Here is a 26,507-nt window from a genome sequence, read left to right as displayed (position 1 = left end):
GTTTTTAAAATCTTAAATTAACATTAAGGCTGAAATTTCTGGTAGTTGGCAGAGATAAACTCTCCAAACCTTGAGCATTTCCAGTATTGAAAGCTGTTTCAGGATCAATATTTGGTGCATCTTTGTAAATAAAGAATAGGTTACGACCAACAGCTGTAATACTTGCTCCCTCTAATCCCAGTTTTTTAGCAAATGACTTATTGAAATTATAAGCTAGTTTTATTTCTCTCATTTTTACAAAAGTTGAGCTGTAGATATAAGCTTCACTAATGTTGTATGAAGCTTTGTAATATTCCTGAGCACTAATAACTTGAGTGTTTGGATTTCCATTATCATATACCCCGTTAAAAATCATTCCGTCATCATAAACCGTCGTTCCTGCTGGAGGAGTTCCTGTTACCAGAGTTTTTGTAGTGCCATTCAAATAGTAGTTTAATCCGCCATTTTCAGCACCACGTCCTGGAAGCGTACTAGCCAATACCCCTGTATAAGTACCTGTTCTATTTGTTCCAGAGAAAATTTCACCTCCTACACTTGCATCAACAAGAAGTGATAATTCAAGGTTTTTATAAGTCAATGTATTCGTTACACCTGCTAAATAGTCTGGTGTATAATGTCCTAAAACTTTCTTTGTCGGATCGGCTTTTGGTAAACCATTTGCTCCTACTACGATATTTCCGCTGGCGTCACGCAGATAAGCAGTTCCATAAAGTGCTCCGTAAGCTTGTCCTACAGAAGCTAATACATCAACACCACCTGAAGAACCTATTGTATAGTTTTGAATCTGTTTTGCATAATCCAAAATTTCCACTTTGCTTCTATTTCTAGAATAATTGGCACCTATATTCCATTTGAAGTTTTCAGTTTGAATAGGGCTTCCATCCAATTGAATTTCTATACCATTATTGTTTATTTTACCTGCATTGATTAATTGCGAGTTATAACCACTTGATGCCGTTGTTTTAATCTCTAAAATCTGATCGAAACTATTTGTATTATAATAAGCAACATCAAAATGCAGTCTGTTTTTCCAGAACGAAGCTTCCAAACCTACTTCGGTTGAGCGTGTTGTTTCAGGTTTCAAGTTCTCATTTAATTTCTTTTGTGATGAGGTTTGAATTGGATTTCCATCAAATGCTGTTTGGAAATTATAAACCGTTGCCAATTGATAAGGATCTGCATCATTACCAACTTCAGACCATCCTCCGCGTAATTTTAAGAAATCAAGCGTATTGCTTTTAAGCTTAAATGCTTCAGATAAAATGAAACTTCCATTAACAGAAGGATAGAAATAAGAACGGTTACTGCTTGGCAATGTAGATGACCAGTCATTACGAGCTGTAAGGTTTAAATATGCATAATTTTTATATCCTAATTGTGCAGAAGCATAAGCACTGTAAACTCTCAATCTTGACAAATAATTTGAAGAAGTCAATGGATCTCTAGAATTCGTTAGTGTATACAAATCTGGAACAGCCAGACGCGGTGCTTTTTGATAGTTGTTTGCGTCACTATGGTTACGGATATTGAATCCAGCAAGAGCATCTAAACTAAAATCATCATTTAGATTTTTAGTATAAGTAAAAATACCTTCTGTATTTTGCTCGTTTACAGTGTAAGCATCTTCGGCATAAGATCCGAAAGGTGTTCCATTTGTACCATATTTAATGGTGTACTTTCTACGATCATTATAATAATCAACTCCTGTACGGAATTTAAAATTAAGTCCTTCAGCCAATTTTGCATCCAAATGAATGTCACCAATTATACGGTTACGTTGCTGGCTGGTAGTATTATAATAAGCATTCCAATACGGATTACTGTAGTAGCTGTTGTTCCAGTTCACATCTCTATTGCTTTGCGACTGATTGATATCGACCTGACGCCCAAACCAAAGGAACTGCGGCATTACACCAGCAAGCACGGTTTCCAGACGGACCACCAGGTAAAGCTGGAGCATTAGTTGTAATATAGTTACCAGTTACCCCAACTTTTACATTTTTTGAGATTTGGTAATTCGTGTTGATTGTAAAGTTTGTTTTATTGACTTCACTATTAGGTACCGTTCCTAATTGTTTTTGGTTATTTACCCCTAAACGGAAATCTGATTTTTCGTCAGATCTGGCAACAGAAATACTATTATCATAAGTAACACCAGTATTAAAGAAGTCTTTTACATTATTAGGATGCGCAACAAAAGGTACCGCCTCGCCATTTGAGAAAAACTGCGGAATAAGACGTCCGTCCATTCTTGGGCCCCAGCTTTCATCAACACCGTCATTTACACCGCCTCCTTTACCATCTACAAAGCTAAATCTTCCGTTAGATCCTTGTCCAAATGTATTTTGAAAACTTGGTAATGTAGCAACTTGAGAAATTGTTATTCCAGAATTAAAAGTAATTCCCAATCCTTTTTGACTTTTTCCAGATTTAGTAGTTATCAAAACAACACCATGCGCTGCACGTGATCCGTAAAGAGCCGCATTCGGTCCTTTTAATACTGTTAAAGTTTCAATATCATTCGGATTTAAATCGGCAATTGCATTTTTAAAGTCACGAGTGGCTCCACCAACACTTCCTAACTGCGAATTATCTACAGGAACTCCATCTACTACAAATAACGGCTGGTTATTTCCTGCAATAGAAGTTTCTCCACGAATAATAATACGTGAAGATCCCATATCTCCTTGAGAATTGGTAATACGAACTCCCGCTAATTTTCCGCTAAGACTGTTTAAAAAGTTAGTTTCTTTTGTCTCTGCAATATCTTTATTTTTAAGTGCTTGAGTTGTATATCCTAAAGATTTCTTTTCTTTTGAGATACCAAGCGCAGTCACTACAACTTCTGATAATTGATTTTGTTCTTCAGTAAGTTCAATAACCACAGCATTTTTATCGACTACAACTTCTGCTTTTTTATAACCTAAATAACTAACTATTAAAGTATAAGGAAATTTTTGACCCGTTTGAAAATAAAATTTACCATCAAAATCTGTTTGAACTCCGTGCGTAGTTCCTTTTATATTAATAGAAGCGCCAATAACAGGCTCCTTAGTAACAGCATCAACTACTGTTCCTTCAAGTTTGGACTGAATTAAGGGTTTGGTTTCTTGAGCTTTAACTCCTACGGAAATCAAAAAAACACATAACCAGATATATCTATTTAATTTTTTTTTCATTATTTTATTTTAGTTTAAAAAATAAGGAGATTCCAAAATGAACTTATTCTACTTTCGATTTCCTTATAGAGATGTACAATTTCTTTAAGCTTTGCAATTTCTGCCGTAACAGAAATGTTTTATCTGCAGACACATTCGTTTTTTCATTTCTTTTTTTTTTTTGATTACTATTATTTTTGGCCTATACAATACTTCAATTCTTCAGGGCTTTTAGATTTTTTTTTCAATCATTTAGAAAGAGTAAATTATTCTAATCTCAATATTTACAATACATTTTTAAACTCTACTAATTCGATAGAACAAAAGTAAATTAAAAATTGAAGTTCCCAAATTTTAATTTAATTTTTTGAAAAAAAAATGTTAACAAAAACGTTTTAGTAATTTTAATCAATTAGAAACAAGTCAGTTAATACATTTAGAAAATCCCAGCATTCTGTAAGATTTTTTTTAATTGAATGAATAAAAATTAGAAACAAGTTCTTTAAGATTAAAAACCTATTAAACCATCAAAAGCATTTTTTTGTTTATTTTTGTACAAATACTATCAAATGAAGCGTTCTGGCACAGCTGATCTTCCACTACATTATGGACAAGTTCCATTATGGCTTTCCGAACGAATGGCTAAACTCGGCCTTGCAATTGTCGAAACTATTGCAATGGAATTTTCTACTGCTGAAGTTATAAGCAAGCTGAGTAATCCTTTTTGGTTTCAAAGTTTTGGTGCGGTAATGGGAATGGACTGGCACTCGTCTGGAATTACAACTTCTGTACTTGGAGCGTTAAAAAAATCTGTAAATCCGCATTCAAAAGAACTAGGAATCTATATTTGCGGCGGTAAGGGAAAACATTCCATGTTAACACCACAGGAACTTTTATTTGTAGGCGAAAAAACAGGACTTGATGGTACTAATTTGGCTAACTGCGACAGACTTACTGCGAAAGTAGACAATACAGCAATTCAGGATGGTTTTCAATTGTATCAGCACAGTTTTATTGTAGATAATAAAGGACAATGGGCTGTTATTCAGCAGGGAATGAACCCTAATTCTCAAACAGCCAGAAGATATCATTGGCACTCACAGGATTTAAAATCTTTTATAGAAGAACCTCATACTTTTATTTATGGCGAAAATCAAGGCAGTATCTTAAATCTTACTGCTCAGGCAGCATCAAAATCAAGAGATGGTATTTTAGAATTATGTAAAGAATCTCCAACAAAGATCATGAAAGAAATGCAGTATCTCGCAATGCCGGCGCATCATGATGTTAGAATGGAAGATGTAAATATGAAAAGACTTGGCGCAATGCTTTGGGCAACGCATGAGAATAAACCAGAAGATTTTGAAGAATTATTACTTTTAAAAGGAATGGGGCCAAGAGCTTTGCAGTCGTTAGCATTGGTAAGCGAAGTAATATACGGCACTCCTACCCGATTTGAAGATCCTGCCCGTTTTTCATTCGCTCACGGAGGAAAAGACGGACATCCATTTCCTGTGCCTGTAAAAATATACGATGAAACGATTGATACTTTACAGAGAGCTATAAATCGCGCTAAAATTGGTAATTCTGATAAAATGGATGCTATTCAAAAATTGTCTGAAATCTCAAGAAAAGCAGAACAGAATTTTACACCCAATTCTAATTTTGATGCACTGATTCAAAAAGAAAGAAATGAATCGCACTTGTATGGAGGAAAAACCATTTTTGGAGATGCTAAACCTCCTAAAAAGAAACCTATAAATCCAAATAACAATCAGCTTGAATTATTTTAAGGATTAAAACTGCAAACTTCATAAAAGCATTAAACGAAAAAAACCTCTAAAATCAGATAATCTTAGAGGTTTATAAATTTTAGTCTGCAATATTTCAAATATTACAAATCGTTGAATTCGTGTAAAGATTTTAATGTACCTTCATAAAATAAGATTGCAAGCAATAAGATTACCTTTATCAGAATACGGCATCATCTTTCTTTGAAAATCTACTGTAGTATCTAAGAAAGTTGTAGTACCAACTGCTTGGTTATCTAAAATCTTTTTATGGTCACTATCATCTGGAATACCTAAGTCTGACATTGTAACACCTGGTTTAGTAACCAAAGCGATGTAAGGTAAAGTTTTTACTAAAACTTTAATACGTTCAATGTACAATTCTAAAAGTTCTCCTTTTTGCATACCGCTTAATTCTTTTTGATCGTGGTATTTACGGATAATAGCTGTTGTACTGATAATACTTCTTGGGGCATTTTTTGCTTGTGCTGATATAGCACCAGTTGTCAAGAAGAAAAGTAAACTTAATAATAAAGTAATGTTGCTTTTCATTTTTATGTAAATTGGGTTGTTGATTAAAACAAAAATATATAAATTAAGTTAAATTACAAGTTTATTGTTTTCTTTTTTTTGAAAACTTTAACAATAAGCACTGTAGTAGTCTGTAATTGAGATTCTTAATACGACTGAACAATTTTAGGAATATTTGCCATTTCTTCTGCAGGCCTTATTATTCTAAAACGTCCCGGATATTTGATATAGATACTTTTTTTGTTGCCGTAATAATCCATAAACTCCTCACACACAAACACTGCATGTGCTTTTGACCATGCGACAACACCGCAATATTCGCTTCCAGACTCTCTTTTAATTTTTGAATTTGTTTGCCTACAGAAAAACCTAAATATTTATAAATCGTCGGAGTGTACACCGTACCGTCTTCTAAATCTTCTAAAGCTTTTTCAAAAGTTGCTTCTTTGTCAACAATCTGTTTGTATTTTGCCATAACGGCGTAGGTCAAAATAGCGTAATCGGTTATTTTTTCTGTGTCGCAATTGTCTTTAATATATACGAATCCTGCAGAAATTTTTGCGGTGTTAATTTCATCATTATTTAAATTAAATGATGCATTATTCTTTAAGGTAATTTTTAGTGAACTATCGTTTATTTTTTCGGTTGTAAAGAGATTATCCAATCCGTAAACGTTTAATGAAGCCTTAATGAAAGCAATGGATGAACAATTGGTGCGTTCGCCTTGTTTAAAGCTTTCGAATATTTTATCTGAACTTAATTGGGAATAAGAATTGGAATAGGCAAAGATTAAAAATAAAAATATCGAAGTGACAGATTTCATTGTTTTTAAATTTTATAATTGTTTCCCAAAGGATGTTTTTGGAAAATAAACATTACAAATCTATAAAAATCGTCGCATAGTTGTTTTGAACTTCTCAATTTTTATCCACAAAATGTAAAAGAAAATCCAAATAATTGAAATATGGCAAATTAAAAAGTCCCAAATAGAATTTGGGACTTTTTACAATTTATTTTTTTTCTTCGTTATTTAACTTATCGTCAAAGTCAGGTTCTTCACCTTTAAACTTCTTAGTATCAACATCATAATTTTTATCATTTGTTAAAACTTCATCATGATCTTTATATTGATGTTTTCTCATATCACTTCGATCGCTTCGATTATCAGAATTACTATTTTTAGTGATATTCTGATTTTGATTATTTGCTTTCATAATTTCTAAGTTTTAATTTTTACTAAATTACTTCACTGCCAGCACTTAACACTTATATAATCATTTTTAAAAGTTATAAAATACCACCATATCATTTGCATCAGGAATCTTTTACTTTAAATTTGCATGTATTAAAGATCAGTGCTAAAAAAGTGAAAGTGAAAAAAAATGAAATAGAAAAAACCAGCTGGACTATTTGCGAAGAATGTCAAGGAAGAGGTAAAAAAAGCCGCAGACTGAGCAAGAAAACCCGACTTGAATATCAGACAGCACTTGATAAGTTTGAAAAATCAAATGGCGAAGGAACAACTCCTATTCGTCCTAAAGCACATCTTTATACCTGTTTAAACTGTAACGGATCTGGATTAACCGCTACTGAAAGTCATCCTATCGCTGATACAGAAAATTATCCGCAAGTCGCTATTATTGGCGCTGGAATTGGAGGTGTGGCCTTGGCACTGGCCTGTCTGCATCGCGACATTCCATTTACACTTTACGAGCGTGATCTTAATTTTGTCTGCTCGATCTCAAGGCTACGGACTTACTTTACAGCAGGCAAGCAAAGCAATTGAAGGACTGGGTGTTTTTTCTTTAGAAGATAAAGTAATTTCGACAAGACATTTAGTTCACACCACAGACGGAAAAGTAATTGGAGAATGGGGAATTAGAAAGTGGCTGGAAGCTACAGCAAAGACCACTGCCAAACGCACGAATATGCATATTGCACGACAATCGGCGCGATTAGCCATGTTGGAACAGCTTGGCGGTCATGATACTGTAAAATGGGGACATCAATTAATTGATTTTAAACCAGGCGAAAATCAAAGCGTAAATCTTAATTTTGATGTAAATGGAGAAATTAAGAGTTTTAAAGCAGATCTTGTTGTTGGAGCCGATGGTATCCGCAGTTCTGTTCGCAAACTCGTGATTGGCGATGCAGTTAGTCCGGCTGCGTTATCTGGATTGCATTGTGATACTTGGAATTTGTCCTCTAAAGAATTTAGAAGGTTTAACGAGTTCTCTATTAGATTCTGCTACCGTATTTCAAACTGCAAATGGCAACGAACGAATCTATATGATGCCTTATACTTCTGACTCCATAATGTGGCGACTCAGTTTTCCGATGTCCGAAAAAGAAGCGAAAGAATTAAGTGCTCAAGGACCGCAGGCATTAAAAGAAGAAGCCTGCAGAAGAACGCAGTGGCACGATCCTATTCCGCAGATTTTGAAGGCTACCGTCGCAGATAAAATTTCTGGATATCCTGTTTATGATCGAGACTTACTTAAAGCAACATTTCTGAATAATGCGGGTCCAGTAACTTTAATTGGAGATGCGGCGCATCCAATGAGTCCGTTCAAGGGACAAGGTGCCAATCAAGCTTTACTGGATGCACTTACACTGGCACGAGGCATTTCAAAAAAATGCAAACCATTATCTCAATGGCGAAAAGCTGGAATTAGAGAAAGTGTTTTAAAGGAATTCGAAGCTGAAATGCTGGAACGCAGTGCGGTAAAAGTAAAAGATTCTGCAGATGCCAGCTCAATTCCTGCACTCTGAGATTGTACTTCATGAAGGCGATGAACCAAGAGGACGTTGTTTAAAGAAAAAAGATACTTAAAAAATAATGTTTATAAAAAAGACAAAAGCCCATTCCTATTACGGTTTGGGCTTTTGTATCTTACAACTTGATTGATTTTTTTGTACTAATTTTTAATTATTAGCAAGAGCTTTTAAGGCTATGTATTTCTCCAGGCTTTTAAAGTCATGTCCTTTTGATCGCATCGATTTAATAAAAGATGGCGTAGTTCCTGTAGCTTTTGCTCCCACCACTTCTTCTAAATCTAAATTGTCAAAACCAAGACTTTTGTATTCTTTGATTAATTCTGGAGTTATATTTTGTGATTTTAATGCAATTAGATTTTCAGCTTCAATATTCTTGTAGCCTGCATTTTGAAAACTTTTTACATATTCTGGCGTTACATTTAGCGATTTCATCGCTATAAGATCGCTGTTTGAAATATTCGTATAACCTATCTTTTTAAAGGAATCAACAAAAGCCTTATCGATATTTAAAGCTTTAAAGGCAATAATATTGTCATCATCATCATCTTCACTGTCGCTAACTGTGTTTTCTCCATTATTTTCGTTTTTGCTTTCTTTTTTAGCCGAGTGGAAATCATTAATATATTTAGCATCAATTCCCTGCGATTTTAATGCAATAATATTACTTGCAGAAACATCTTTATAACCCGAGTTTTTTATTTCTTCAATAAAAGTTTTGTCTATTCCTAATGATTTAAAAGGAACAAGATTATCCAAATCAATATCTGGAATTGCTTTTTTAATAGAGGCAATATAAGCTTCGTTCACATCTAAAGCGACAAGAGGAATAATTTGATCTTTGTCTAAATCGTTGTATCCGTTTTTCTTAAGCATTTGTACATAAGATACTTTGACATTAATCATAAAGAAAACAAGAAAATCTTCGTCATTTTTCAAATCAACGCCTTCTTTGCTCATTGTTGTTCGGTAATCTTTGTCTGCTGTAAATTTATAGGTTCCCGTGTCGCGGTCTCCTTCAAATTTCCCTGTAAAATGCATTGTTCCAGCTTCACGTTTTAAAGTAAATTCACCTTGCTTATCTCTTGGAAGATTATTAATCTCACTCAATTGAAAAGTACTCGAAGAATTGTCATTTTCATCGCTTTTAAAAGTAATTTCGATGGTATTGCCTTTGATAACAGCAAACCAGTTTCCATCTGTTTTCATTCCGTTTTCAATGGCTGTATCCTGTTTAGATTCCCCGCCAGAATTTAGGGTTTGACTCTGCGCGACCGGTTGATTAAAAAGGCAGGCAAAAAGCACCATTAGCGGCACTAGGAAAAAATATTTCCAAGTGGTGTGCACATTTGATTTTTTTGAGTTCATCATGATGATTCGTTTTTTTAATAATGATTGATTATAATTAGTTGTAAGACTCAAAGGAAATTGCGTAGCCGCAACTTTTAGTAAACTGAATTGATAACTTTCTTTTTCAACTTTATCTTGTCGCAAGCATTTGATCATCTGTTAAAAATTCAAGATTGGTATCCAATGCTTTTCGCCACTGCCACGCAAAAGGATTAAACCACTGAAAAACAAGAACAATCTCTGCCAGCAGAAGGTCAATAGTATGTTTCTGCTCAATATGAATTTTTTCGTGATCTAAAATTTGATTATACGTTTCCCACTCGTATTTTTCGGGATTGATAAAAATATTATTAGCAAAAGAACAAGGGGCTTTGTCACCCGTTATTTCTACAATACGAAATTTACCATCTTGAATTACCGATTTAGAATTGGCTCTAAAAAGCAATATAACTGCCTGCATTAAAAAATTCAGACCAAAAATTACAACTCCAAACCAGTATAAATAGACCAGACATTGTAAAAGGAACTCAACATTGATTACTTGTTTTGTTTCTTCAACAATTGTTGGCTGTGCTGGTGTTTTTTCGATTGCTTGCAGATGTATTTACTAAATTTTCAGCTGGAGTTTTATTCAGTGTTATCTCTTTTTCAGCAGTAGTTTTTCTCAAAGACAATTGCTGTGGCACAGGAACCAAAGGCAGAATAAAAGCCAGTACCATACAGGCTAGCAATATATATCTATTCAAATGAAAGAAAGTTTCTTTTTTGCAAGCAGCAGTTTATAAAATATAAAGCAGGCTGACAGAATTAGTGCTGTGTATAAAATATAAGGTATCATATCTTTTCTTTTTTAATGATGCTGACTATTTCGTCTAATTCCTTTTCTGAAAGTTTTTGTTCTTTTGCAAAAAAAGCAAGCATTCTAGGATACGAGTTATCAAAATATTGACTTACAATATCCTTCAAAGCAAATTGCTGGTATTCTTCCTTACTGATAATGGGAAAAAAGCAATGCATATTTCCAGCAGTTTCATAATTCAAAAACCCTTTTTCGGCAAGGATCTTTACAATTGTTGCTACGCTATTGTAATGTGGTTTCGGATCTGGCAGTAATGGAATTATATCTCTTATAAAGGCTTTTTCCAAATCCCAAAACACCTGCATGATTTGTTCTTCTCGTTTCGCTAATTTTATCATGGTTAAATATTTTGATGCAAGATACTACTAATTAATTAGTAGACAAACTAATTTGTTAGTTTTTTAACTAATACATTAGTAAATACCCGAAAACACTGAGAAAAAAGTTTCTCTGTTAATTCAAAAAACAAACACAAATCATTAATTTTCAGTTATATGAACAAAAAAAAGCTAAACCTCATAAGTTTAGCTTTTTCTATTTTTCCTTTTTCAGAAATCCTAATAGTGATTTATTTTTTTACAAATTCTGTATCGCTAAGAGTTTTCATAAATGCAATAAGATTCGTTTTTTCTTGATCTGTAAGTGGAATTCTTTTGCCATTATTCTTGAAAATCGGATCTAAATTTTCTGCATCCAAAACACCATTATCAAAATAATCCAAAACAGATTTTAAAGTAGCAAATTGTCCAAAACTCCCATAAGGAGCCGTGTATTCTATGTTTCTTAAAGTAGGAACACGAAAACTCATAAAGTCAGAAGGAATGCCTGTAACCCTGCTGCGTCCAGCTTCATTGGTATCCGTATTTATGGGAAATCCAATATTTCTAAAAGTTTGATCTGTAAACAATTCTGTGCCGTGGCAACTTGCGCATTTCTGTTGAAAGGTTTGATATCCCTGCAATTCGCTTTCGGTAAAAGAGGCTTCATTTCGTTTTACTTTATCATATTTGCTATTGGCAGAAATTAAAGTGTATTCAAACTGGGCAATACTTTTAAAGATTCTGTCTGGCGTAATATTTTCATCTCCAAATGCTTTTTTGAACAAATCTTTGTAAACCGCATCATCTTTGATTTTACCAATAACTTCCAAAATAGACGAATCCATTTCTTCATGTGTTATAATAGGAACGAGGGGCTGATTCTCCAATTGGAGCTTACTTCCATCCCAATTGTAAAACTTCATAAAAGCCAAATTTTGAATGGATGGCGTATTACGAAGTCCGATTCTGCCTTCAATTCCGACCGCTTGTGCATGTTGATCTGCAAAAGCATTTTCCTGAATATGACAGCTGGAGCAGGAAATGGTATTATCTGCACTAAATCGCTTTTCAGAAAAAAGCATTTCACCCAATTCTACGCCGTATTTCGTCGGTTTGTTTTGACTTACAAAAGCATTAAGCTCTGGAAATCCAGACGGAATATTCAGTGAAACTTCGGGATTATTAATAGAAATCATATCAGAATCATCGTTGTTACAAGACGTAAACAACAATAAAAGCAATACAAAGCCAGCTATTTTTTTCATTATAAATGAATTTAAAACAGAACCGCCTATTTAAATATCAGACGGTTCTGAAAATATAATTTTAGTTTTGTACGCTTGTAACAGAAAACATTCCTGTAATATCGCTTGATCCGTTCCCACCCAAATTATCCACAAATTTTACCATTTGAGCCGCTGTATGAACGTTTGGCGTCGCATTGTCATTATCGCCAGTTCCTGTAGATAAAGTAATTGTATTCACTTTTCCGCTTAACATTTTATCAAAATCTGCCTTAATTTTGATTTTTGGAGCTACACTTCCTACCACTGCATTTGTTGTCAAGTTCAACGTAATATCTCTGTAAGCATTAACACCTTGCGTGTAACTTGATGGAGTTCCGTTTTTACCTGCGACAGTGCTTCCAGTATGAATAGACATCGCTTTATTATCAGTATCATAAAAACCTTCTACCTTTGTAAAACGGTAACCGCTTCCCCATTCCCACATCATTGCAGTATCATTTGCTCCTCGCTGCAGGCATAAAAATTAGGAAATCTAACCTGATCTAAAGTATTTTGCTCTGGTTTAATCCCTAAACCAAATTTAATCTGCTTGTACGTTGCGACTGGTACATTACTCAAAACATAACTTAACGTTGCCGTTTTTGATTGATCAATTACAGTCGCTCCTTTATCTAAATCATTTACGTTGTACGGAACTTCATCTCCATTATCTTTTACAAGACGAATGTTGCTGATTACATATTTCAACTCCGAAAAATGATGAACTTGTCCTCGTTGCAGAAGTATTTACTGTAGCAGAAGTAGACGCCGCATTGCCCAAAACAATAGTTGTATTTTTAAAAGTATTATCAAATTCCAATGTTACATTGTTTGCAACTGAATTGTCATCATTACTTGAACAGGATACGAAAGCTATTGCAATTGCTTGCTGACAAAAGGTATTTTTTAAAATTTTTCATTTCTTTAATTTAATTTTTGTATTTCTATTTTATTAATTGAACGAGGTAACCAATAACAAAATAGGCGACGGTACAAAAATCTCGAGGCAAGGTTCTAATAGTTCCAGTTCCCTATAAATTAATACTTTATTAGAATTTATAAATTTTACAACAGGAATTGTAAAATCAAAATTTGAAAGCAATGCGATGTCAATCTTTTTGCCAATGCTGGTAAGTTCCAAATCGGAAGGATCAGATTTTTCTAATTCTTTCTTTAAATGGCATTTACCATGACACTGCATTTCTGGCTTTGCTTTGTTAACACAAAATTCCTGTTCAATATTTTTCTGATTGAGTTTAAAGTGCACAATAATCAATCCCTGCTGGAAAGAAACCAGCAGAAACAGCATTGTCATTGTGAAACTAAAAACTTTTTTCATTTTTATTAGAAGTTGAATTTTAAAGATGTGAAAATATTACGTCCCATTCTTGGAATATTTCCCCAGTCGGCATAAGTGCTGTAATATTCGTTTAATAAATTCTCTGCTCCAACTTGCACAACGGTTTTTACTTTATTGATTTTGAAACTATAATTGGCAGAAATATTCCAAATTGTATAGGCTGAAGTTAGATCTTCTCCATATTCTGGACTGTAATTAATCTGCTCAAAATCACCATTTACAGAAGTCTGGATTCCGAAATTTTTATGCATAAAATGAAGCGAAGTCTGATAACTCAACGGACGAATAAAAGGCAGATTTCCTCCTTTATCATCCATTCCGCGTGCGTATGTAAGCGTTCCTTTCCAATGTAAATGCGGTAAAATATCATAACTCGCATTCATCGACATATTTAAAAGTGTTGCATAATCTAATGAAGTATACCCTTTTACACCAACCGATTGATAGTTCATCGGACTTCCCATGCTCAAAATCCTTCCAATGATATAATTCTCAATGTAGAAGTAATTAATTTTTCCCTGAATACTTAATCTCTCGTTTTTAAAACCTGCGCTTGCATTTCCTTCATAAGAAATTTCATTTTTCAAATTCGGATTTCCGATATAATCGTAACGATCAAAACTATTGTAGATATAATATCCGTAACCTTCAGAAACCGAAGGCGCTCTGTGTCCGTAACCCGTTCCAACGGAAAAATTAAAATGATCAATATCAAGATTATAACCTGCGTGAAGACTCGGTAAAAATCTTGTTTTTTCCTGCGGTGCGCCGGGATGAAATATCCAGTTGAATTCTACATATTTGGAGTAATTGTAATTTACCCCCAAAGAACCTCCTAAATTCACCTGACTTTTCTCTGAAAGATCCCAGGAATTATTCATAGATAATCCTGCATAACGAGTCGTAACCCACGGCCAGCTGTAAGCAAACATGGTTCTATTGCTTCGATCCTGCGGATACATTCTCATTTCTGCAATGGACAAATTATCGTAAGCATTCAACTGTATTTCAGACGAGTAACTATTTCTTTTTGCATTTGCTTTAGAAACCAATCCGTAAGTTGTACTCCAGCCCGGCATATCCATATGAACTAGGTTTTCTGGACGAGTGGTATCATCCATATAATGCTCAATTGCATTAAAATATATTTTTGTATCGACAACTTTTATTAATCCTTCTTCAAATAATTGTTTATAAGAAGCCGATGTGATCAGCGCGCGCGAAAGCGATAAATCCATTGGTAAGGCAGGATAGCCCACATCTTTTGCCATATCAAAAATCGCATCCAGTCTTACCGCCGATAAATCACCTGTTTTATAGGCGAAACCCAATGAGGTGTTGAACTTTTTATATTGTGAATGCTTTACTTCGTCATTATTTCCATCATAATAATCGTCTGCTTTTCTATAGGAAATACTTCCATCGGCTACAAATTTTTCGCCTGAAAAAGAGACGTTTCCAAGATTGAAAAACTGTTTATTATTAAACTCAAATCCAGTTTGGTAGGCGCCGTTCCATTTTTTAGCGAGACCAAACGGCGTGCTTTTTCTTTTAAATCGATACTTCCTGCTACAGTTGCGCCGTGAAGACTTCCTTCCTGCCCCGATTTTATATCAATTGTCGAAAGATTATTACTTTCTACGTAAGACGTTATCGGATCCATTTTATCGGTACAGGCACCAAAAACGTGCATTCCGTCAATCGTAACCGTAGAGCGTTCACTGCTCATATTATTTAGCAGTGGTTCCCAAGCGTACGCGCCTCGTTTGATAAAACTGATATTATCTGATGATGACAAAAATTCATCAACCGAAACGGCCATTTTCATTTCGGTTTCTATTTTCTTTTTAGTCGCGCTTTTTACTTGTACTTCTTCTAAATTTTTAATGCTGTCGTGATGTGCATGTGTATTTTGAGCTGTTACAGACAATCCCAAAAAAAGTAACATTATTATATATTTCATGTTTTTAGAATAATGTATCAATATAAAGTTCACTTTTTACACCTTCAACTCCGGGAGTAAAATCTGTTGGAACTACTGTTCCTTTGATAATCAGTCCATTTTGATTCATCATAATTAAATTCAATGTCCAGTTTCCTGTCATCGTATAATTGACAACTCCGTGGTACAAACCATCATTTTGTCGCGTCAGGTCCTGATTGTTTGGCGAAGAATGATTTCCCATTGACGGTTCGGGCATTCTTGGATCTAATTTTAAAGTGTAACCGCTTACTTCTGAATAAGAAAATTGTGAAGGATCTGGAAAAGTTCCCGCCGCAGTGGTCGGTTTGTTGTATTTATAAATTCCTGCCGTCAATTTATTTTCTGAAACGGTTGGTTTTTGAGGGGCAATTAACGCAATACTATATTGTTCGTTATCTTTTCCAGTAAAAGTTATCATATTGAGATTTTTATTGCTCTGTTTTGCCACAGTTACTTCTTTATTAATCTCATATTTCTGATTATCAGCGGTAAAACTTAGATATAATTTCCAGCTGTCTGCTGTAACACTTTCACTAGTAAATACAGAATATCCAACGAAATATTTATTTACGGTATCGTATTCCAGATTGTATTCGTGCGGAGATGAAGTTTTACTTCCGTCAGCGACGCTCATAATAGGTAAAAAAGTAACTGCTGATGAACTTACATTTTGATTGTTTTGTGTATTGCTGATTTTCAGATGAAGTTCATTATAACCTTTATAAAAAGTACCGTTTAGCGCTTCAATGCTTATTTTGTAAGTACCGCTGGTAACTGAAACAGCTTCTTTAAACTCGTTATATTCTGGAACTTCAGAGCCAATTTCGGCTTCGTAATCTGTTTTGTCGATTGTACAGGAAGAAATCACACAAAAAAGTGCAATAACTAGAAATTTAAAAGATTTCATTTGTGATGAATGTTAAAAAAACTGTTTTAAATGCGAGCACAATGCCATCAGATTCTGAAATCTAAAACAAGCAGAAGTGCCGTGAAAATTTTAATAGAATTATTTTATTAAAAATACATTCAAAGTATATTTTTAATTAGGAGGAGGTGATCAATATTTGAAGTAAAAAAAATGTAAATCAAACAGCATTCTTAATTAGAAACTCAAGTTTTGCGGTAAATTCATATCTATACTAATATGAAAATACATTACATCCATTTGCATCATTATATAAACAACGACGTCAAATTTTTAACTAAATTAAACTGAAATATTGATCTTTTAAAAATTAGACCGGAGGATGAAAAGTAAGATTAGAAGCTCCAATTGGTTTCTTTTCAAATAAAGTAGTGGTATTATCTTGTGATTCAATTGAAAGAATGATATTAAAATCAACTTCAATGGAATTTTGAACATAAACAAGCTCAGATTTTTCTTTTACGCTGTCCTGCATTTTTCTTTCGTTATCAGAATATTTTTTGATGCTTTTTTGAAGTTCACATCGCCCGTTACAGCTGTTAAATGCCAATTTACGCTGTACGCAAATGGTTTGGGCTATTTCTTTCTGATTGATTTTGAATGAAGCATATACAAACAGGTCTGCCAAATGATGGCGATAAAATTAAAATAGAAAGTGCTATGATGATTAACCTTTTCAACTGTTTGTCGCTTTTTGAGCAAAAGTACGTACAATTTTGTATTTATTTTAACTAATTGTGCTTTTTTATTTTTAGAAAAAACTAATTGTCAACTTCCTGTTTAATATGTTAAAATGAAAATTTGACAACTATTTTGAGTTATTATATAACAAATTGATTCCGAGTCTATTTACTTTTGACATTACTTAACTTGATACCCTCACAGCCATGGAAACTACAAAAATGAATACTAGAAAAGAAGAGAAATCTCCTTGCGACACAATTTTATTTGTTGGAGAAAATGATGAATTAATATTCTTAAGATCTTATAAAGGAGATTGGGGACATTGGGACGATAAAATTGAAACGCCACCAGTTCCTGATTCAGATCCAAATGAAAATACACATCAAATTATGTAATCACATTTTTTGTTGTTGTATTTTATAAATTACTTTCTTCACAACTGAAAAGATGTCGAAAACCTTCGGTATGAAGACTTGCGATTACTTCTTTTAGTCCCTTTTGAATATTTGTAGTAATAGATCTAAGAGCGTGCTTTAAATCGTTAAAATTATTTGGTTTAACGAAATAACAAATAGCTCCTAAGCTGGTTGCTGTGTCCAAATCATTTTTGTGTGATGATGTTGAAATCATTATCACCGGTATATTTTTATAGCGATCGTCTGATTTTAAATATTTCAGACAGTCCCAGCCATTCATAATGGGCATATTTAGATCCAGAAAAATAATATCTGGAAGTTCTTTTAACTCGTTAAGCATTTTTATAGCTTCACTTCCATTTATGGCACAATGGCACATTATGCTTTCATCTACATCAGCTAATGCTTCGCAAAACATTTCTGTGTCGTCCATATCATCATCGGCTAGCAATATTGTCATTTTTTCCATAATTTAAATATCATTTTCGATCTGCTCTATCGGCAGTGTTATCACAAATACAGCTCCTTTGTCGCGCACTCCAGAAGCAGTAATACTACCGCCGTGGCGCTCTGCAATTTTTTTTACAAAGTGACAATCCTAATCCTGTTCCTTCATAACGATCTTTAGAATTCAAACGTGTAAACGTTTCAAAAATCTGTGCGGCCTGATCGTTATCAAAACCTATTCCGTTATCCTCTAAAGTTATTACAGCTGTGTTTTTTCCCTTTTGAATGATTTTTTCTGCTGTAATTTTTATTTTAGGATGCACACCATTCTTTGCAAATTTAATAGAATTATTGATCAGATTATAAAATAACTGATAAAGCAACACAGATGCTCCTTCTAACACGGGAAGATTTTGGCTGTAAATTTTTCCGCCGGTTTTCTGTAAAGATACTTCCAGATCAATTTCTATATTTTTTATAATTTCATTTAAATCTACTAAAGTCGTTTTTTGCGAGTCTGCGTTGATTTTAGAATAAGACAAAACACCGTCAATCATATTAAACATACGGTCAGATGCAACATGAATTCTATCAATATATCTCGAAGTAGATTCGTCTAACTTTCCGTTTAAATGCTCTTCAAGACGACCTACAAATGTTTTTATTTTTCTAACCGGCTCTTTTAAATCGTGAGATGCAACATGCGCAAACTGCTGTAAGTCGTCATTAGAACGCTGTAATTCTTTGGTTCTCTCTACAACCAGACTTTCTAATTTTTCTGTAATAGTCTTTTGTTCGTGAATATCTGTGCAGGTGCCAAACCATTTTGTAATAACACCTTTTTTATCTTTTATCGGCAGTGCTTTACTTAAAAACCAGCGGTACTCGCCCGTAGCTCCATTCTTCAAACGGAATTCCAACTGATACGAAATGCCGGTATTAACACTTTCGTACCATTCCTTTTGAACAAAATCAGCATCGTCTGGATGCATTTTTGGCACCCAGCTTGAATCACCGTATCCGTTTTCATCAAATCCAGTGTATTCGTACCAGCGTCTGTTGTAATAATCTACAAAACCATCTGGATTACCTGTCCAAATAATTTGAGGAACCAGATCTGCGAGTTGTCTAAATTTCTCCTCACTATCTTTAATAATTTGCTTCATGACTGTTTTTGCGAAGTAATATCACTCAGCCGCACCAAACCATTCCATTATATTGTTTTGCTCATCTAAGATAGGAACCAATCTAGAAAATGTCCAGCCAACAGCGCCATCTTTGTGAGTCGTTTTATGCTCTAGCTGAAAAATGCTTTTATCTGCAATAGATTTAGCAATCAAACTAGTTACTTTTTCGCGGTCACTATGATGAAAAAATCTTTCTAACCATTTGGAAACAGGTTCTTCAGAATCTGAAACTGAGCCTACTCCATGCATGCTTCGCATCATATTCCAATTAGCATCTACGCGGTAAACTACATCTGAAGAGGCATTAACCAAAGCTCGAAAACGGTTCTCACTTTCTTGCATTTTTTGTCGGGCCACCACCTGCTGGGTCACATCGACCGCCACTTGAATCATTCCTGTTATCTTGCCTTCTTCGATCAAAGGACGATATGCCAGGTTATAAAAATAGTTTTCTAACTGACCTGTACGATTATGCGGAACAAGAACTTCACTTTGGTTAAAGGCAATTCCTTTATAATAAACATTCTGCACCTGCTCCCAAACATATTGTCCTTCTAATTCTGGAAGAACGTCAATTAATGGCATACCAACAATTTCTTCTCCTCTGCCAATAAGTCAGCGAAGCATTTGCTTATTAATCTGTTCTATGACAAGATTATCTCCTTTTAGAATTAATGTCGCCGCTGGAGTCTGGTCAATCACAGATTTTAACCTGCTTTCGCTGTCTTCCAGTCTTTTTCTAGCCAGTACTCGATCTGTAACGTCAATAGCTACGTGTAAAACTGTGAGATTTTCTTCTATATCTTTAATACAATCGTATGAAAAATTAAAATAACGACGCTCTACATTACCATTTATTACTAAATCGACAGGCTGTTCTTCTCCTCGAAATGGAATTCCGGTTCTTTGTACATCAATTACAATTTGCAGTGCTGTCTGTCCTTTTAGTTCTGGTAAAGCATCAAGCATTGTTTTTCCTAAAACTTCATCAGTACTACTTTTATTCATGAATTTAAGCATTGGCTTATTGATGGTTTCAATAATAACCTCCTCACCTCTTGAAAGCGACATGGCGATTGGCGACTGCTCAATCATACTGCGAAAACGAGTTTCGCTTTTCTTGCAGTTTTTCTTCTGCCAGTTTTATCTCTGTAATATCGCGGGTTGTTCCAGCAATGGCTTCAACTTCTCCTTTTTCATTAAAAACGGGGGCAAAAATGTAGTCATAAACACGTTTTCCTAATTCTGCATGCGGAAAAGATACTGTTCCTCGAATTGATTTTCTTTCGGTCGCTACATAATCAATTTCTCTTTCGTGCATTAATGCATGCCATTCTTCATAGCCATTCTCGCGTAAACCAAGCCCAATAGAATCCTCAGCCGACTTGCCCCACATAGTAAGTAAGGCTTTATTAGCGTACGTAAATTTATAATTTAGGTCAAATACATAAACCAAATCGGGTGTATTGTTTATAACAGAATCGTAAAGTCGTTTTTGCTTTTCTGCAACAATAAGTGCGTTTTTTAATGCTGTTTCTGCCTGCTTTTTTTCTGTGATGTTTTTTGTTGAAATAATGAGGAGATCACCCTGCTTTACAGCGGTAAATCGAAACCAATGTTTAAATCCGATTCCTTCATACCATTGCTCAAAATTGGAAGTTTCTCCTGTTTCTGCAGTTCTAACTAACTCTTCAAAAACATTAGTTTCATTGACATTCGGGAATATATCACTATACCGTCTGCCTTCATAGTTTACATTATCGACCCATTTAAGCATATAATTATTGAGAAGCAGAATCGAAAAATCTTCTACTTTTCCTTTATCATTGTATAAAGACTTTATAACTACAATACCATTGGGTACAGAGTTAAAAACGGCTTGAAAGAGATCTGAATTATTTATTAACTCCATTGTAATGCGTAACGCCTAGACTTTTGGTTTGTAACTTTTTTAATTGTCAATTTTATCTGTATTGGTGTTAATTGGTTATTTGCATTATTTGGCAGGGAATAAATTAAGGAATATTAGTACAATTAACTATAAGTGAATTACTTAGTTCTTCCTGTTAAAGTTCCTTAATCAAATATAATAAAAACCACCGTTTTATACTACACATTTTATCAAATAAAAATAGCACTGTATTATTTAAAGATTTTTGGCATTATCTTTTTTTAAATCTTAGTTAATTTTACAATTATCCACAAGACAGCCTTTATTATTCTAGCGACTCAAAAAACATTCTTTAAAGCTTATAAAACAGCTTCAATTACTTATATTTGAATAAAACCACCTTGAGAAAAGTTTCCTAGAAATGAGCAAAATCAGCACTTACTCACTCGAACATCATAAAAGTTTGTTTACAGATGAAATCAATAACAAAGACTATTTCTATGTTCAGATTCAGGATCATCCGTATATAGATATTCCGTATCGTGCAGAAAGTTATGCTATAGAATTTCTCAAAAAAGGAAGCATTGTCATGCAGACCCGACTCCATAAAATAGTGGTTGAAGCACCTGCAATACTTGCGATTGGTCCAAACGTGATTCGGAGTTTTGCCAAAAACAGCGAAGAAATTGTAATGAATATTATCTTTTTTAAGCCTGAGTTTTTTCTTGAAAATCAAGCCAATATTTTTTTTCTTTCTCAGTATGATTTTTTCGAAAACAGCGATAAGCATATTTTTCCTTTAACGGAAAATACGAAACCCAAATTTGAACAGCTTTTTAATTTAATTGGAGAAACACTCTTAACGGAACATTTTCATCAAGCTTCTATTCTACGAAGTTATTTGTACATTTTGACATTTGAATTGGATACTATAAAAAATGCCAGTTCGAAAACTGAAATCCTAAATCCTTTATTCGAAAAATTTAAAGAAATTCTGGAAAAAGATTTTATCAAACACCGATCGCCTTCTTATTACGCCGATTGTTTAAACGTGAGTCGAAAATACCTCTCGGAAGTTATTAAAAACAACAGCAAGCAGAACCACCCGCGAATGGATTGACGATATGGTGATTCTCGAAGCCAAAGTTTTACTACACAACAAATCATTGACTATCAATCAGATCAGCGATAGTTTGAATTTTTCTAATCAATCTGTTTTTGGTAAATTTTTTAAAACTCAAACTGGAATTTCACCATTAGAATATCGAAACAATAAATAAACAAAACCGACTTTCTGACGAACATATCAGACTTTTGAACCTTTATTTGTAAAACAAATTAGCAGATTTTTGCTAGATATTCTATAAATAAAAAATCATGTCAAAAAAAGCACAATTTGTAGTTATTATAATGGAAACCGCTTCTTGGATGGAAAGTGAAGCCAAAAAATTCTATTCTAATTTATTTCCCTCTTCTGCCGATGGCGAAAAATACGTTGCCGAAAAACTTTCGATTCCACAACTTTTCAAAATACAAAATGATTTTTCTATTGAAGTTTTAATGGTTTATGAAGAGGAAACGCCATCGTCTTTTATACAATTAAATTCTTCCCGAATTTTTAATGAAAATATCGATGCCGAAAAACCTATTTGCGTAGAACATATCGTTTACACTGATGCCGAAGAAATCCTGCTGTTAATCAATCGCGCCGAAGTAATTGCCATGCAAAGAAAACATGATCTAATCTGGGTAAAACTCTTTGAATTTGATTTTATTTTACAAGAAGCTTTAGCTTCGATTGGTTATACGAATTTTGATTTTGAAGAGAATAATTCAGAGGAAAGGAATCAAAAGCAAATCTATTTGAGAAAAGAAATTAGTGGTAATAAATAGATAGTTAGATTTTTAAGATTGTAAAGAAATAGTCTCGCAAAGGCGCAGAGTCGCAAAGTTTTTTAAGCAATAGATTATCCTTCTAAAAAAGAAAGGATCACACTAGAAACTCGACAATTGCGACGTTACTTGTGTGATCCTTTCTTTGTCGCTATGACAAAAATTGTATCGAAAAATCAATACACTTATATTAATGTGCCATTACGACACTTTTTTCTGTGGTATTTTTACTTATTTTGGCAGTTTTTTCGTCACGCATAACTCCCCATTTCAAGCAGGTTGCGCCCCATGAAAATCCTGCTCCAAAAGTCGTAATCAATAAATTCTGACCTTCTTTAAAATCATTTTTGAAGTCCCATAAACATAACGGAACCGTTGCAGATGTTGTATTTCCGTATCTTTCGATATTTACTTTTACTTTTTCAGCGTCGATATTCAAACTTTCGCCCACCGCATTAATGATTCTTAAATTAGCCTGATGCGGAATTACCCAGTCAATTTCGTCTGCCTTTAATTCATTTTTAGCCAAAGCATCCTGCGAAACCTGACTCATAGAAGACACCGCTTTTTTAAATACAAAAGCACCATCTTGTTTTAAATAATGTGTTCTGTGCAAAAGACTCTGCATCGAAATTGGAGTTCTAGAACCTCCCGCAGGCACTGCAAGAGAAGAAACACCGCTTCCGTCTGTTTTCAAAATCGTTTTCATTAAACCGTTTCCAGATTCTGTTTTTTCCAACAAAACCGCTCCCGCTCCATCTCCAAAAAGAATACACGTATTACGGTCTTCATAATCTACGATCGAGCTCATTTTATCTGCCCCAACAATTATCAGTTTACTGTAACGACCGCTTTCGATCATATTTGCGCCCATTTCCAGTGCATACAAAAAACCACTGCAAGCCGCATTCATATCAATTCCGAAAGCATTTACAAGCCCGCTTTTCTCGCAGACAATACTTGCTGTTGGTGCTAAAATATGGTCTGGAGTAGCTGTAGCAACCAGCAAAGCTTCTATTTCTTCGCGGTCTACTTTATAATTTTCAAGAAGATTTTCAACTGCGCCAGCTGGCAAGATCAGATGTTGCCGTGTTATCGTCTGCAATTCTACGTTCCTTAATTCCAGTTCTTTTTACGATCCATTCGTCAGATGTATCAACAGTTTCTGAAATTTTTTTGTTTGTTAGGATTGATGATGGCACAAAGCCACCTATAGCTGTTATAACTGCATTCATTTTTTGGAATTTTAACGGTACAAAAATAACACTAAAAATTCGGAAACGATTACAAAGTCATCTCTAATCCTTATGGTATTATCCCAGTTTTACTTTTATGCGCCAAGAACAGCAAAAACCATACCTTAGTAACATGACAATTAAGATTTCTGTTTCATAATTCGCATTTTCTTTCTTAATTTCATCGCTATTCGCATTTGGCTTTAGCCGCTGTTACAAGTTTTTTACGTCTTCAAACCCATTTTCCATATCAAATTCATAAAAAATTATCTGTTGTTAATCTTTTAAATCATCTGGTTTGATCGTAAAATAGCGATTAAATAGTATCCTAGTTTTAGGGAGCTGATTCCTGCTGTCCGCTATATCTTTTGTGCCTCCCGAAGCCTCGGGACCGGCAAAAAAGGATGCCTCTGCCATCAGGGCTAGGACACTCAGTTTCATACGAAAATTACAAAATATTACTTCGATTTGAATTAGGTTTATTCTTTTTTCAATATAGTTGTTCCCAAAAATCAACTTGACGGTTTTATTTTATTTAAATTCAATGATCACCCAAATTCTTTTATCAGCTAAACTTCATTATAAAGCCTAAAACCCATAAAATTAACATTCCCTCCACCCAAAAAACCCATTTCCCATCAAAACCCAAAAATTACTGTTAAATATCAACGTTAATATTATAGTTATTTGGTAAAATTTTCTTCATTTATTCCTATTTCGAGTCAATTTTTCTTAATTTACCTTTAAAACTTCATTAAACAGCTGTTAAATCTTAGTAGGAATTCATTGTAAATCTTGCAGGAAAACGTATATTTGAGTTAATACTGAATTTTATTATCGTGCAAGAAAAAACAAAATCACATAGTTTTATATTTCCAAAAACTCCTACTGGAGTTGACGGACTAGACGAGATTACTGATGGAGGATTTCCGCAAGGGCGTCCTACTTTAATCTGCGGTGGTGCCGGCTGTGGAAAAACATTGTTGTCCATGCAGTTCCTTATTAAAGGAATTACAGATTATAACGAACCCGGGGTTTTCATGTCTTTTGAAGAACCCTCAGACGACCTTACCCTAAACGTAAAGTCGCTTGGCTTTGACTTGGAACAACTTAAAAAAGATAAAAAGCTTGTAGTAGATCATGTTCGTGTCGAAAGATCGGAAATTGAAGAAGCGGGAGAATACGATCTCGACGGCTTATTTATTCGATTAGGTCACGCCATCGATTCTATAAAAGCAACTCGTGTTGTTCTGGATACAATCGAATCTTTATTTGCTGGTCTTGACAATCAGGCCATTTTAAGAGCCGAGTTGCGAAGATTATTCCATTGGCTCAAAACTAAAGGCGTTACTGCAATTATTACGGGAGAACGCGGAGAAGCAACTTTGACACGTCAAGGATTGGAAGAATACGTTTCAGACTGTGTTATTGTGCTGGATCATCGTGTAATTGAACAGGTTTCGACCAGAAGACTTCGTATTGTAAAATACAGAGGTTCAACACACGGAACAAACGAATATCCTTTTTTAATTGACGAAGACGGAATTTCTGTACTTCCTATAACCTCTTTAAAACTGGACAATGAAGTTTCATCAGATGTAATTCCGACAGGCGTTCCGGGCTTAAACGATATGTTTCATGGCGGTGGTTTTTATCGCGGCGACAATATCTTAGTTTCTGGAACAGCAGGAACAGCCAAAACAACGGTTGCGTGTTACTTTGCCAATGAACAATGCGAAAAAAACGAAAAAACAATTTATTTTGCTTTCGAAGAATCGCCGCAGACGAATTGGTGCGTAACATGAAATCGATTGGTGTAAATCTGGAAAAACACATCAAAAAAGGTATTTTGCAAATTCATTCTTCACGTCCGTCGTTAAATGGACTTGAACTGCATTTGCTTACGCTTCGAAAATTAATTAAAGAATTTCAGCCTACTACAATCATTATTGATCCAATTAGTAACCTGATTTCGGTAGGTAGCGAACACGAAGTGCGTTCGATGCTGGTACGTTTAATTGATATGCTGAAAGCCAACAATATTACGGCCATGTTTACGTCTTTAAACAAACAGACAGACAGTTTTAGACCTGATTTGGCAGAAGAATCGGTTTCGTCTTTGGTTGACACTTGGATTACGGTGCGCGATATGGAAGGCGTTGGCGAAAGAAACCGCGGTATCTTTATTATCAAATCTAGAGGAATGGGTCACTCTAACCAAGTCAGAGAATTTGTTATCACTGGTCACGGAATAAAATTATTGGATGTAGAATTAGGTCCGCAGGGAATCCTAACGGGCGCAAGCTGAGACAATCGCATCAGTTCAAGAAAACCATTTCTGATATTAAGCTTCAAAACGAAATTAACAGAAAAGACCGTGAAATTGAGCGTAAACGCAAAGTTCTTGAAGCGAATA

Annotated in this window: 30 protein-coding genes and 3 pseudogenes; 10 read left to right on the top strand and 23 right to left on the bottom strand. The window is 34.4% G+C overall.

Annotation, left to right across the window (positions count from 1 at the left end; all coding sequences use genetic code 11):
* Positions 1 to 4: 4 nt before the first annotated feature.
* Together ACZZ95_RS17400 and ACZZ95_RS17395 are read right to left on the bottom strand one after the other, a co-directional pair.
* Positions 5 to 1,924, bottom strand: coding sequence for a TonB-dependent receptor domain-containing protein (locus ACZZ95_RS17400; RefSeq protein ID WP_463469987.1), 1,920 nt, complete (start codon positions 1,922 to 1,924; stop codon positions 5 to 7).
* A complete protein-coding gene (locus ACZZ95_RS17395; RefSeq protein WP_463469986.1) occupies positions 1,851 to 3,179 on the bottom strand; it encodes a carboxypeptidase-like regulatory domain-containing protein in 1,329 nt (442 codons plus the stop codon). Before ACZZ95_RS17395 ends, ACZZ95_RS17400 begins: the two co-directional genes overlap by 74 nt.
* Positions 3,180 to 3,727: 548 nt before the next feature.
* Here ACZZ95_RS17395 and ACZZ95_RS17390 point away from each other — a divergent pair.
* Entirely contained in the window at positions 3,728 to 4,951 is a 1,224-nt protein-coding gene (locus ACZZ95_RS17390) for a DUF763 domain-containing protein (RefSeq protein ID WP_463469985.1), read from the top strand.
* Between the two features lie 101 nt (positions 4,952 to 5,052).
* Here the strand turns inward: ACZZ95_RS17390 and ACZZ95_RS17385 are convergent.
* The 3 genes and pseudogenes from ACZZ95_RS17385 to ACZZ95_RS17375 all read right to left on the bottom strand — a co-directional run bounded on the left by ACZZ95_RS17385 (position 5,053) and on the right by ACZZ95_RS17375 (position 6,693).
* Positions 5,053 to 5,500 (bottom strand): annotated as a pseudogene (locus tag ACZZ95_RS17385) (hypothetical protein).
* A 178-nt stretch (positions 5,501 to 5,678) separates the two neighbouring features.
* Positions 5,679 to 6,302 carry a hypothetical protein gene (locus ACZZ95_RS17380; RefSeq protein WP_463469984.1) on the bottom strand — a complete coding sequence of 208 codons (624 nt, stop codon included), beginning with the start codon at positions 6,300 to 6,302 and terminating at the stop codon, positions 5,679 to 5,681.
* Between the two features lie 187 nt (positions 6,303 to 6,489).
* The gene (locus ACZZ95_RS17375) at positions 6,490 to 6,693 is read right to left on the bottom strand and encodes a hypothetical protein (RefSeq protein WP_463469983.1); all 204 of its coding nucleotides are present in this window, start codon (positions 6,691 to 6,693) and stop codon (positions 6,490 to 6,492) included.
* 158 nt (positions 6,694 to 6,851) lie between these two features.
* Between ACZZ95_RS17375 and ACZZ95_RS17370 the strand changes: the two genes are divergently transcribed.
* From ACZZ95_RS17370 to ACZZ95_RS17360, 3 genes and pseudogenes are all read left to right on the top strand, one after another.
* Positions 6,852 to 7,265: a hypothetical protein gene (locus ACZZ95_RS17370; protein ID WP_463469982.1), complete on the top strand. Its 414-nt coding sequence runs from the start codon at positions 6,852 to 6,854 to the stop codon at positions 7,263 to 7,265.
* Positions 7,207 to 7,788, top strand: a complete 582-nt coding sequence (locus ACZZ95_RS17365) for an FAD-dependent oxidoreductase (RefSeq protein WP_463469981.1) — start codon at positions 7,207 to 7,209, stop codon at positions 7,786 to 7,788. The genes ACZZ95_RS17370 and ACZZ95_RS17365 overlap by 59 nt, the downstream gene beginning before the upstream one ends.
* Positions 7,789 to 8,005: 217 nt before the next feature.
* Positions 8,006 to 8,096, top strand: a pseudogene (locus ACZZ95_RS17360) (FAD-dependent oxidoreductase); the annotation flags it as partial.
* A gap of 308 nt (positions 8,097 to 8,404) precedes the next feature.
* Here ACZZ95_RS17360 and ACZZ95_RS17355 read toward each other — a convergent pair.
* From ACZZ95_RS17355 to ACZZ95_RS17305, 11 genes and pseudogenes are all read right to left on the bottom strand, one after another.
* Positions 8,405 to 9,748, bottom strand: a complete 1,344-nt coding sequence (locus tag ACZZ95_RS17355; RefSeq protein WP_463469980.1) for a hypothetical protein — start codon at positions 9,746 to 9,748, stop codon at positions 8,405 to 8,407.
* Complete coding sequence (locus tag ACZZ95_RS17350; RefSeq protein WP_463469979.1) at positions 9,735 to 10,064, bottom strand: M56 family metallopeptidase; 330 nt, start codon at positions 10,062 to 10,064, stop codon at positions 9,735 to 9,737. Before ACZZ95_RS17350 ends, ACZZ95_RS17355 begins: the two co-directional genes overlap by 14 nt.
* Before the next feature lie 94 nt (positions 10,065 to 10,158).
* Positions 10,159 to 10,335, bottom strand: coding sequence for a hypothetical protein (locus ACZZ95_RS17345; RefSeq protein ID WP_463469978.1), 177 nt, complete (start codon positions 10,333 to 10,335; stop codon positions 10,159 to 10,161).
* A gap of 103 nt (positions 10,336 to 10,438) precedes the next feature.
* Positions 10,439 to 10,801: a BlaI/MecI/CopY family transcriptional regulator gene (locus tag ACZZ95_RS17340; RefSeq protein ID WP_095951407.1), complete on the bottom strand. Its 363-nt coding sequence runs from the start codon at positions 10,799 to 10,801 to the stop codon at positions 10,439 to 10,441.
* Positions 10,802 to 11,031: 230 nt separating this feature from the next.
* Positions 11,032 to 12,048, bottom strand: a complete 1,017-nt coding sequence (locus ACZZ95_RS17335) for a cytochrome-c peroxidase (RefSeq protein ID WP_463469977.1) — start codon at positions 12,046 to 12,048, stop codon at positions 11,032 to 11,034.
* A gap of 61 nt (positions 12,049 to 12,109) precedes the next feature.
* Positions 12,110 to 12,517, bottom strand: a complete 408-nt coding sequence (locus ACZZ95_RS17330) for an MbnP family protein (RefSeq protein WP_463469976.1) — start codon at positions 12,515 to 12,517, stop codon at positions 12,110 to 12,112.
* Positions 12,514 to 12,777 (bottom strand): MbnP family protein, encoded by a 264-nt coding sequence (locus ACZZ95_RS17325; protein ID WP_463469975.1) that lies wholly within the window; start codon positions 12,775 to 12,777, stop codon positions 12,514 to 12,516. Before ACZZ95_RS17325 ends, ACZZ95_RS17330 begins: the two co-directional genes overlap by 4 nt.
* Positions 12,778 to 13,021: 244 nt before the next feature.
* Positions 13,022 to 13,408, bottom strand: coding sequence for a hypothetical protein (locus ACZZ95_RS17320; protein ID WP_463469974.1), 387 nt, complete (start codon positions 13,406 to 13,408; stop codon positions 13,022 to 13,024).
* 5 nt (positions 13,409 to 13,413) lie between these two features.
* A pseudogene (locus ACZZ95_RS17315) lies at positions 13,414 to 15,392 on the bottom strand (TonB-dependent receptor plug domain-containing protein).
* Between the two features lie 4 nt (positions 15,393 to 15,396).
* Positions 15,397 to 16,320: a hypothetical protein gene (locus tag ACZZ95_RS17310; protein WP_463469973.1), complete on the bottom strand. Its 924-nt coding sequence runs from the start codon at positions 16,318 to 16,320 to the stop codon at positions 15,397 to 15,399.
* A 328-nt stretch (positions 16,321 to 16,648) separates the two neighbouring features.
* Complete coding sequence (locus ACZZ95_RS17305; RefSeq protein WP_463469972.1) at positions 16,649 to 16,966, bottom strand: hypothetical protein; 318 nt, start codon at positions 16,964 to 16,966, stop codon at positions 16,649 to 16,651.
* Positions 16,967 to 17,240: 274 nt separating this feature from the next.
* Between ACZZ95_RS17305 and ACZZ95_RS17300 the strand changes: the two genes are divergently transcribed.
* Complete coding sequence (locus ACZZ95_RS17300; protein WP_463469971.1) at positions 17,241 to 17,417, top strand: hypothetical protein; 177 nt, start codon at positions 17,241 to 17,243, stop codon at positions 17,415 to 17,417.
* 22 nt (positions 17,418 to 17,439) lie between these two features.
* Here ACZZ95_RS17300 and ACZZ95_RS17295 read toward each other — a convergent pair whose 3' ends face one another.
* From ACZZ95_RS17295 to ACZZ95_RS17275, 5 genes are all read right to left on the bottom strand, one after another.
* Positions 17,440 to 17,898, bottom strand: coding sequence for a response regulator (locus ACZZ95_RS17295; RefSeq protein WP_463469970.1), 459 nt, complete (start codon positions 17,896 to 17,898; stop codon positions 17,440 to 17,442).
* A 94-nt stretch (positions 17,899 to 17,992) separates the two neighbouring features.
* Positions 17,993 to 19,051 (bottom strand): sensor histidine kinase, encoded by a 1,059-nt coding sequence (locus ACZZ95_RS17290; RefSeq protein WP_463469969.1) that lies wholly within the window; start codon positions 19,049 to 19,051, stop codon positions 17,993 to 17,995.
* Positions 19,052 to 19,072: 21 nt separating this feature from the next.
* Complete coding sequence (locus ACZZ95_RS17285) at positions 19,073 to 19,657, bottom strand: PAS domain-containing protein (RefSeq protein WP_463469968.1); 585 nt, start codon at positions 19,655 to 19,657, stop codon at positions 19,073 to 19,075.
* Positions 19,658 to 19,687: 30 nt separating this feature from the next.
* Positions 19,688 to 20,167 (bottom strand): hypothetical protein, encoded by a 480-nt coding sequence (locus tag ACZZ95_RS17280; RefSeq protein WP_463469967.1) that lies wholly within the window; start codon positions 20,165 to 20,167, stop codon positions 19,688 to 19,690.
* On the bottom strand, positions 20,160 to 20,984 hold the full coding sequence (locus ACZZ95_RS17275; protein ID WP_463469966.1) for a PAS domain-containing protein: 825 nt from the start codon (positions 20,982 to 20,984) through the stop codon (positions 20,160 to 20,162). Before ACZZ95_RS17275 ends, ACZZ95_RS17280 begins: the two co-directional genes overlap by 8 nt.
* Positions 20,985 to 21,384: 400 nt before the next feature.
* Between ACZZ95_RS17275 and ACZZ95_RS17270 the strand changes: the two genes are divergently transcribed.
* The 3 genes from ACZZ95_RS17270 to ACZZ95_RS17260 all read left to right on the top strand — a co-directional run bounded on the left by ACZZ95_RS17270 (position 21,385) and on the right by ACZZ95_RS17260 (position 22,856).
* Positions 21,385 to 22,083, top strand: coding sequence for a hypothetical protein (locus tag ACZZ95_RS17270; RefSeq protein WP_463469965.1), 699 nt, complete (start codon positions 21,385 to 21,387; stop codon positions 22,081 to 22,083).
* Positions 22,079 to 22,243, top strand: coding sequence for a helix-turn-helix domain-containing protein (locus ACZZ95_RS17265; protein ID WP_463471703.1), 165 nt, complete (start codon positions 22,079 to 22,081; stop codon positions 22,241 to 22,243). Before ACZZ95_RS17270 ends, ACZZ95_RS17265 begins: the two co-directional genes overlap by 5 nt.
* Positions 22,244 to 22,340: 97 nt before the next feature.
* Entirely contained in the window at positions 22,341 to 22,856 is a 516-nt protein-coding gene (locus ACZZ95_RS17260; RefSeq protein WP_463469964.1) for a hypothetical protein, read from the top strand.
* A 190-nt stretch (positions 22,857 to 23,046) separates the two neighbouring features.
* Here the strand turns inward: ACZZ95_RS17260 and ACZZ95_RS17255 are convergent, their stop codons facing one another.
* Together ACZZ95_RS17255 and ACZZ95_RS17250 are read right to left on the bottom strand one after the other, a co-directional pair.
* Positions 23,047 to 23,931: a 3-oxoacyl-ACP synthase III family protein gene (locus ACZZ95_RS17255; protein WP_463469963.1), complete on the bottom strand. Its 885-nt coding sequence runs from the start codon at positions 23,929 to 23,931 to the stop codon at positions 23,047 to 23,049.
* Complete coding sequence (locus ACZZ95_RS17250) at positions 23,912 to 24,091, bottom strand: hypothetical protein (RefSeq protein ID WP_463469962.1); 180 nt, start codon at positions 24,089 to 24,091, stop codon at positions 23,912 to 23,914. Before ACZZ95_RS17250 ends, ACZZ95_RS17255 begins: the two co-directional genes overlap by 20 nt.
* A gap of 839 nt (positions 24,092 to 24,930) precedes the next feature.
* Between ACZZ95_RS17250 and kaiC the strand changes: the two genes are divergently transcribed.
* Both kaiC and ACZZ95_RS17240 read left to right on the top strand, forming a co-directional pair.
* Entirely contained in the window at positions 24,931 to 25,896 is a 966-nt protein-coding gene (gene kaiC / locus ACZZ95_RS17245; RefSeq protein WP_463469961.1) for a circadian clock protein KaiC, read from the top strand.
* Positions 25,893 to 26,399 carry an ATPase domain-containing protein gene (locus ACZZ95_RS17240; protein ID WP_463469960.1) on the top strand — a complete coding sequence of 169 codons (507 nt, stop codon included), beginning with the start codon at positions 25,893 to 25,895 and terminating at the stop codon, positions 26,397 to 26,399. Before kaiC ends, ACZZ95_RS17240 begins: the two co-directional genes overlap by 4 nt.
* Positions 26,400 to 26,507 lie beyond the last annotated feature (108 nt).

The organism is Flavobacterium sp. AC267, from assembly GCF_979258715.1.
Note: the sequence above shows the minus strand (reverse complement) of the source record. Positions and strands in the feature narration are given on the sequence as shown.

Excerpts from the sequence above, each read along its gene's own strand:
- ACZZ95_RS17395 (WP_463469986.1), bottom strand. The coding sequence starts at position 3,179 with ATGAAAAAAAAATTAAATAGATATATCTGGTTATGTGTTTTTTTGATT.
- ACZZ95_RS17390 (WP_463469985.1), top strand. The coding sequence starts at position 3,728 with ATGAAGCGTTCTGGCACAGCTGATCTTCCACTACATTATGGACAAGTT.
- ACZZ95_RS17380 (WP_463469984.1), bottom strand. The coding sequence starts at position 6,302 with ATGAAATCTGTCACTTCGATATTTTTATTTTTAATCTTTGCCTATTCC.
- ACZZ95_RS17375 (WP_463469983.1), bottom strand. The coding sequence starts at position 6,693 with ATGAAAGCAAATAATCAAAATCAGAATATCACTAAAAATAGTAATTCT.
- ACZZ95_RS17350 (WP_463469979.1), bottom strand. The coding sequence starts at position 10,064 with ATGCAGGCAGTTATATTGCTTTTTAGAGCCAATTCTAAATCGGTAATT.
- ACZZ95_RS17340 (WP_095951407.1), bottom strand. The coding sequence starts at position 10,801 with ATGATAAAATTAGCGAAACGAGAAGAACAAATCATGCAGGTGTTTTGG.
- ACZZ95_RS17335 (WP_463469977.1), bottom strand. The coding sequence starts at position 12,048 with ATGAAAAAAATAGCTGGCTTTGTATTGCTTTTATTGTTGTTTACGTCT.
- ACZZ95_RS17330 (WP_463469976.1), bottom strand. The coding sequence starts at position 12,517 with ATGATGTGGGAATGGGGAAGCGGTTACCGTTTTACAAAGGTAGAAGGT.
- ACZZ95_RS17320 (WP_463469974.1), bottom strand. The coding sequence starts at position 13,408 with ATGAAAAAAGTTTTTAGTTTCACAATGACAATGCTGTTTCTGCTGGTT.
- ACZZ95_RS17310 (WP_463469973.1), bottom strand. The coding sequence starts at position 16,320 with ATGAAATCTTTTAAATTTCTAGTTATTGCACTTTTTTGTGTGATTTCT.
- ACZZ95_RS17300 (WP_463469971.1), top strand. The coding sequence starts at position 17,241 with ATGAATACTAGAAAAGAAGAGAAATCTCCTTGCGACACAATTTTATTT.
- ACZZ95_RS17295 (WP_463469970.1), bottom strand. The coding sequence starts at position 17,898 with ATGACAATATTGCTAGCCGATGATGATATGGACGACACAGAAATGTTT.
- ACZZ95_RS17290 (WP_463469969.1), bottom strand. The coding sequence starts at position 19,051 with ATGAAGCAAATTATTAAAGATAGTGAGGAGAAATTTAGACAACTCGCA.
- ACZZ95_RS17285 (WP_463469968.1), bottom strand. The coding sequence starts at position 19,657 with ATGCCATTAATTGACGTTCTTCCAGAATTAGAAGGACAATATGTTTGG.
- ACZZ95_RS17280 (WP_463469967.1), bottom strand. The coding sequence starts at position 20,167 with ATGATTGAGCAGTCGCCAATCGCCATGTCGCTTTCAAGAGGTGAGGAG.
- ACZZ95_RS17275 (WP_463469966.1), bottom strand. The coding sequence starts at position 20,984 with ATGGAGTTAATAAATAATTCAGATCTCTTTCAAGCCGTTTTTAACTCT.
- ACZZ95_RS17270 (WP_463469965.1), top strand. The coding sequence starts at position 21,385 with ATGAGCAAAATCAGCACTTACTCACTCGAACATCATAAAAGTTTGTTT.
- ACZZ95_RS17260 (WP_463469964.1), top strand. The coding sequence starts at position 22,341 with ATGTCAAAAAAAGCACAATTTGTAGTTATTATAATGGAAACCGCTTCT.
- ACZZ95_RS17250 (WP_463469962.1), bottom strand. The coding sequence starts at position 24,091 with ATGAATGCAGTTATAACAGCTATAGGTGGCTTTGTGCCATCATCAATC.
- ACZZ95_RS17240 (WP_463469960.1), top strand. The coding sequence starts at position 25,893 with ATGAAATCGATTGGTGTAAATCTGGAAAAACACATCAAAAAAGGTATT.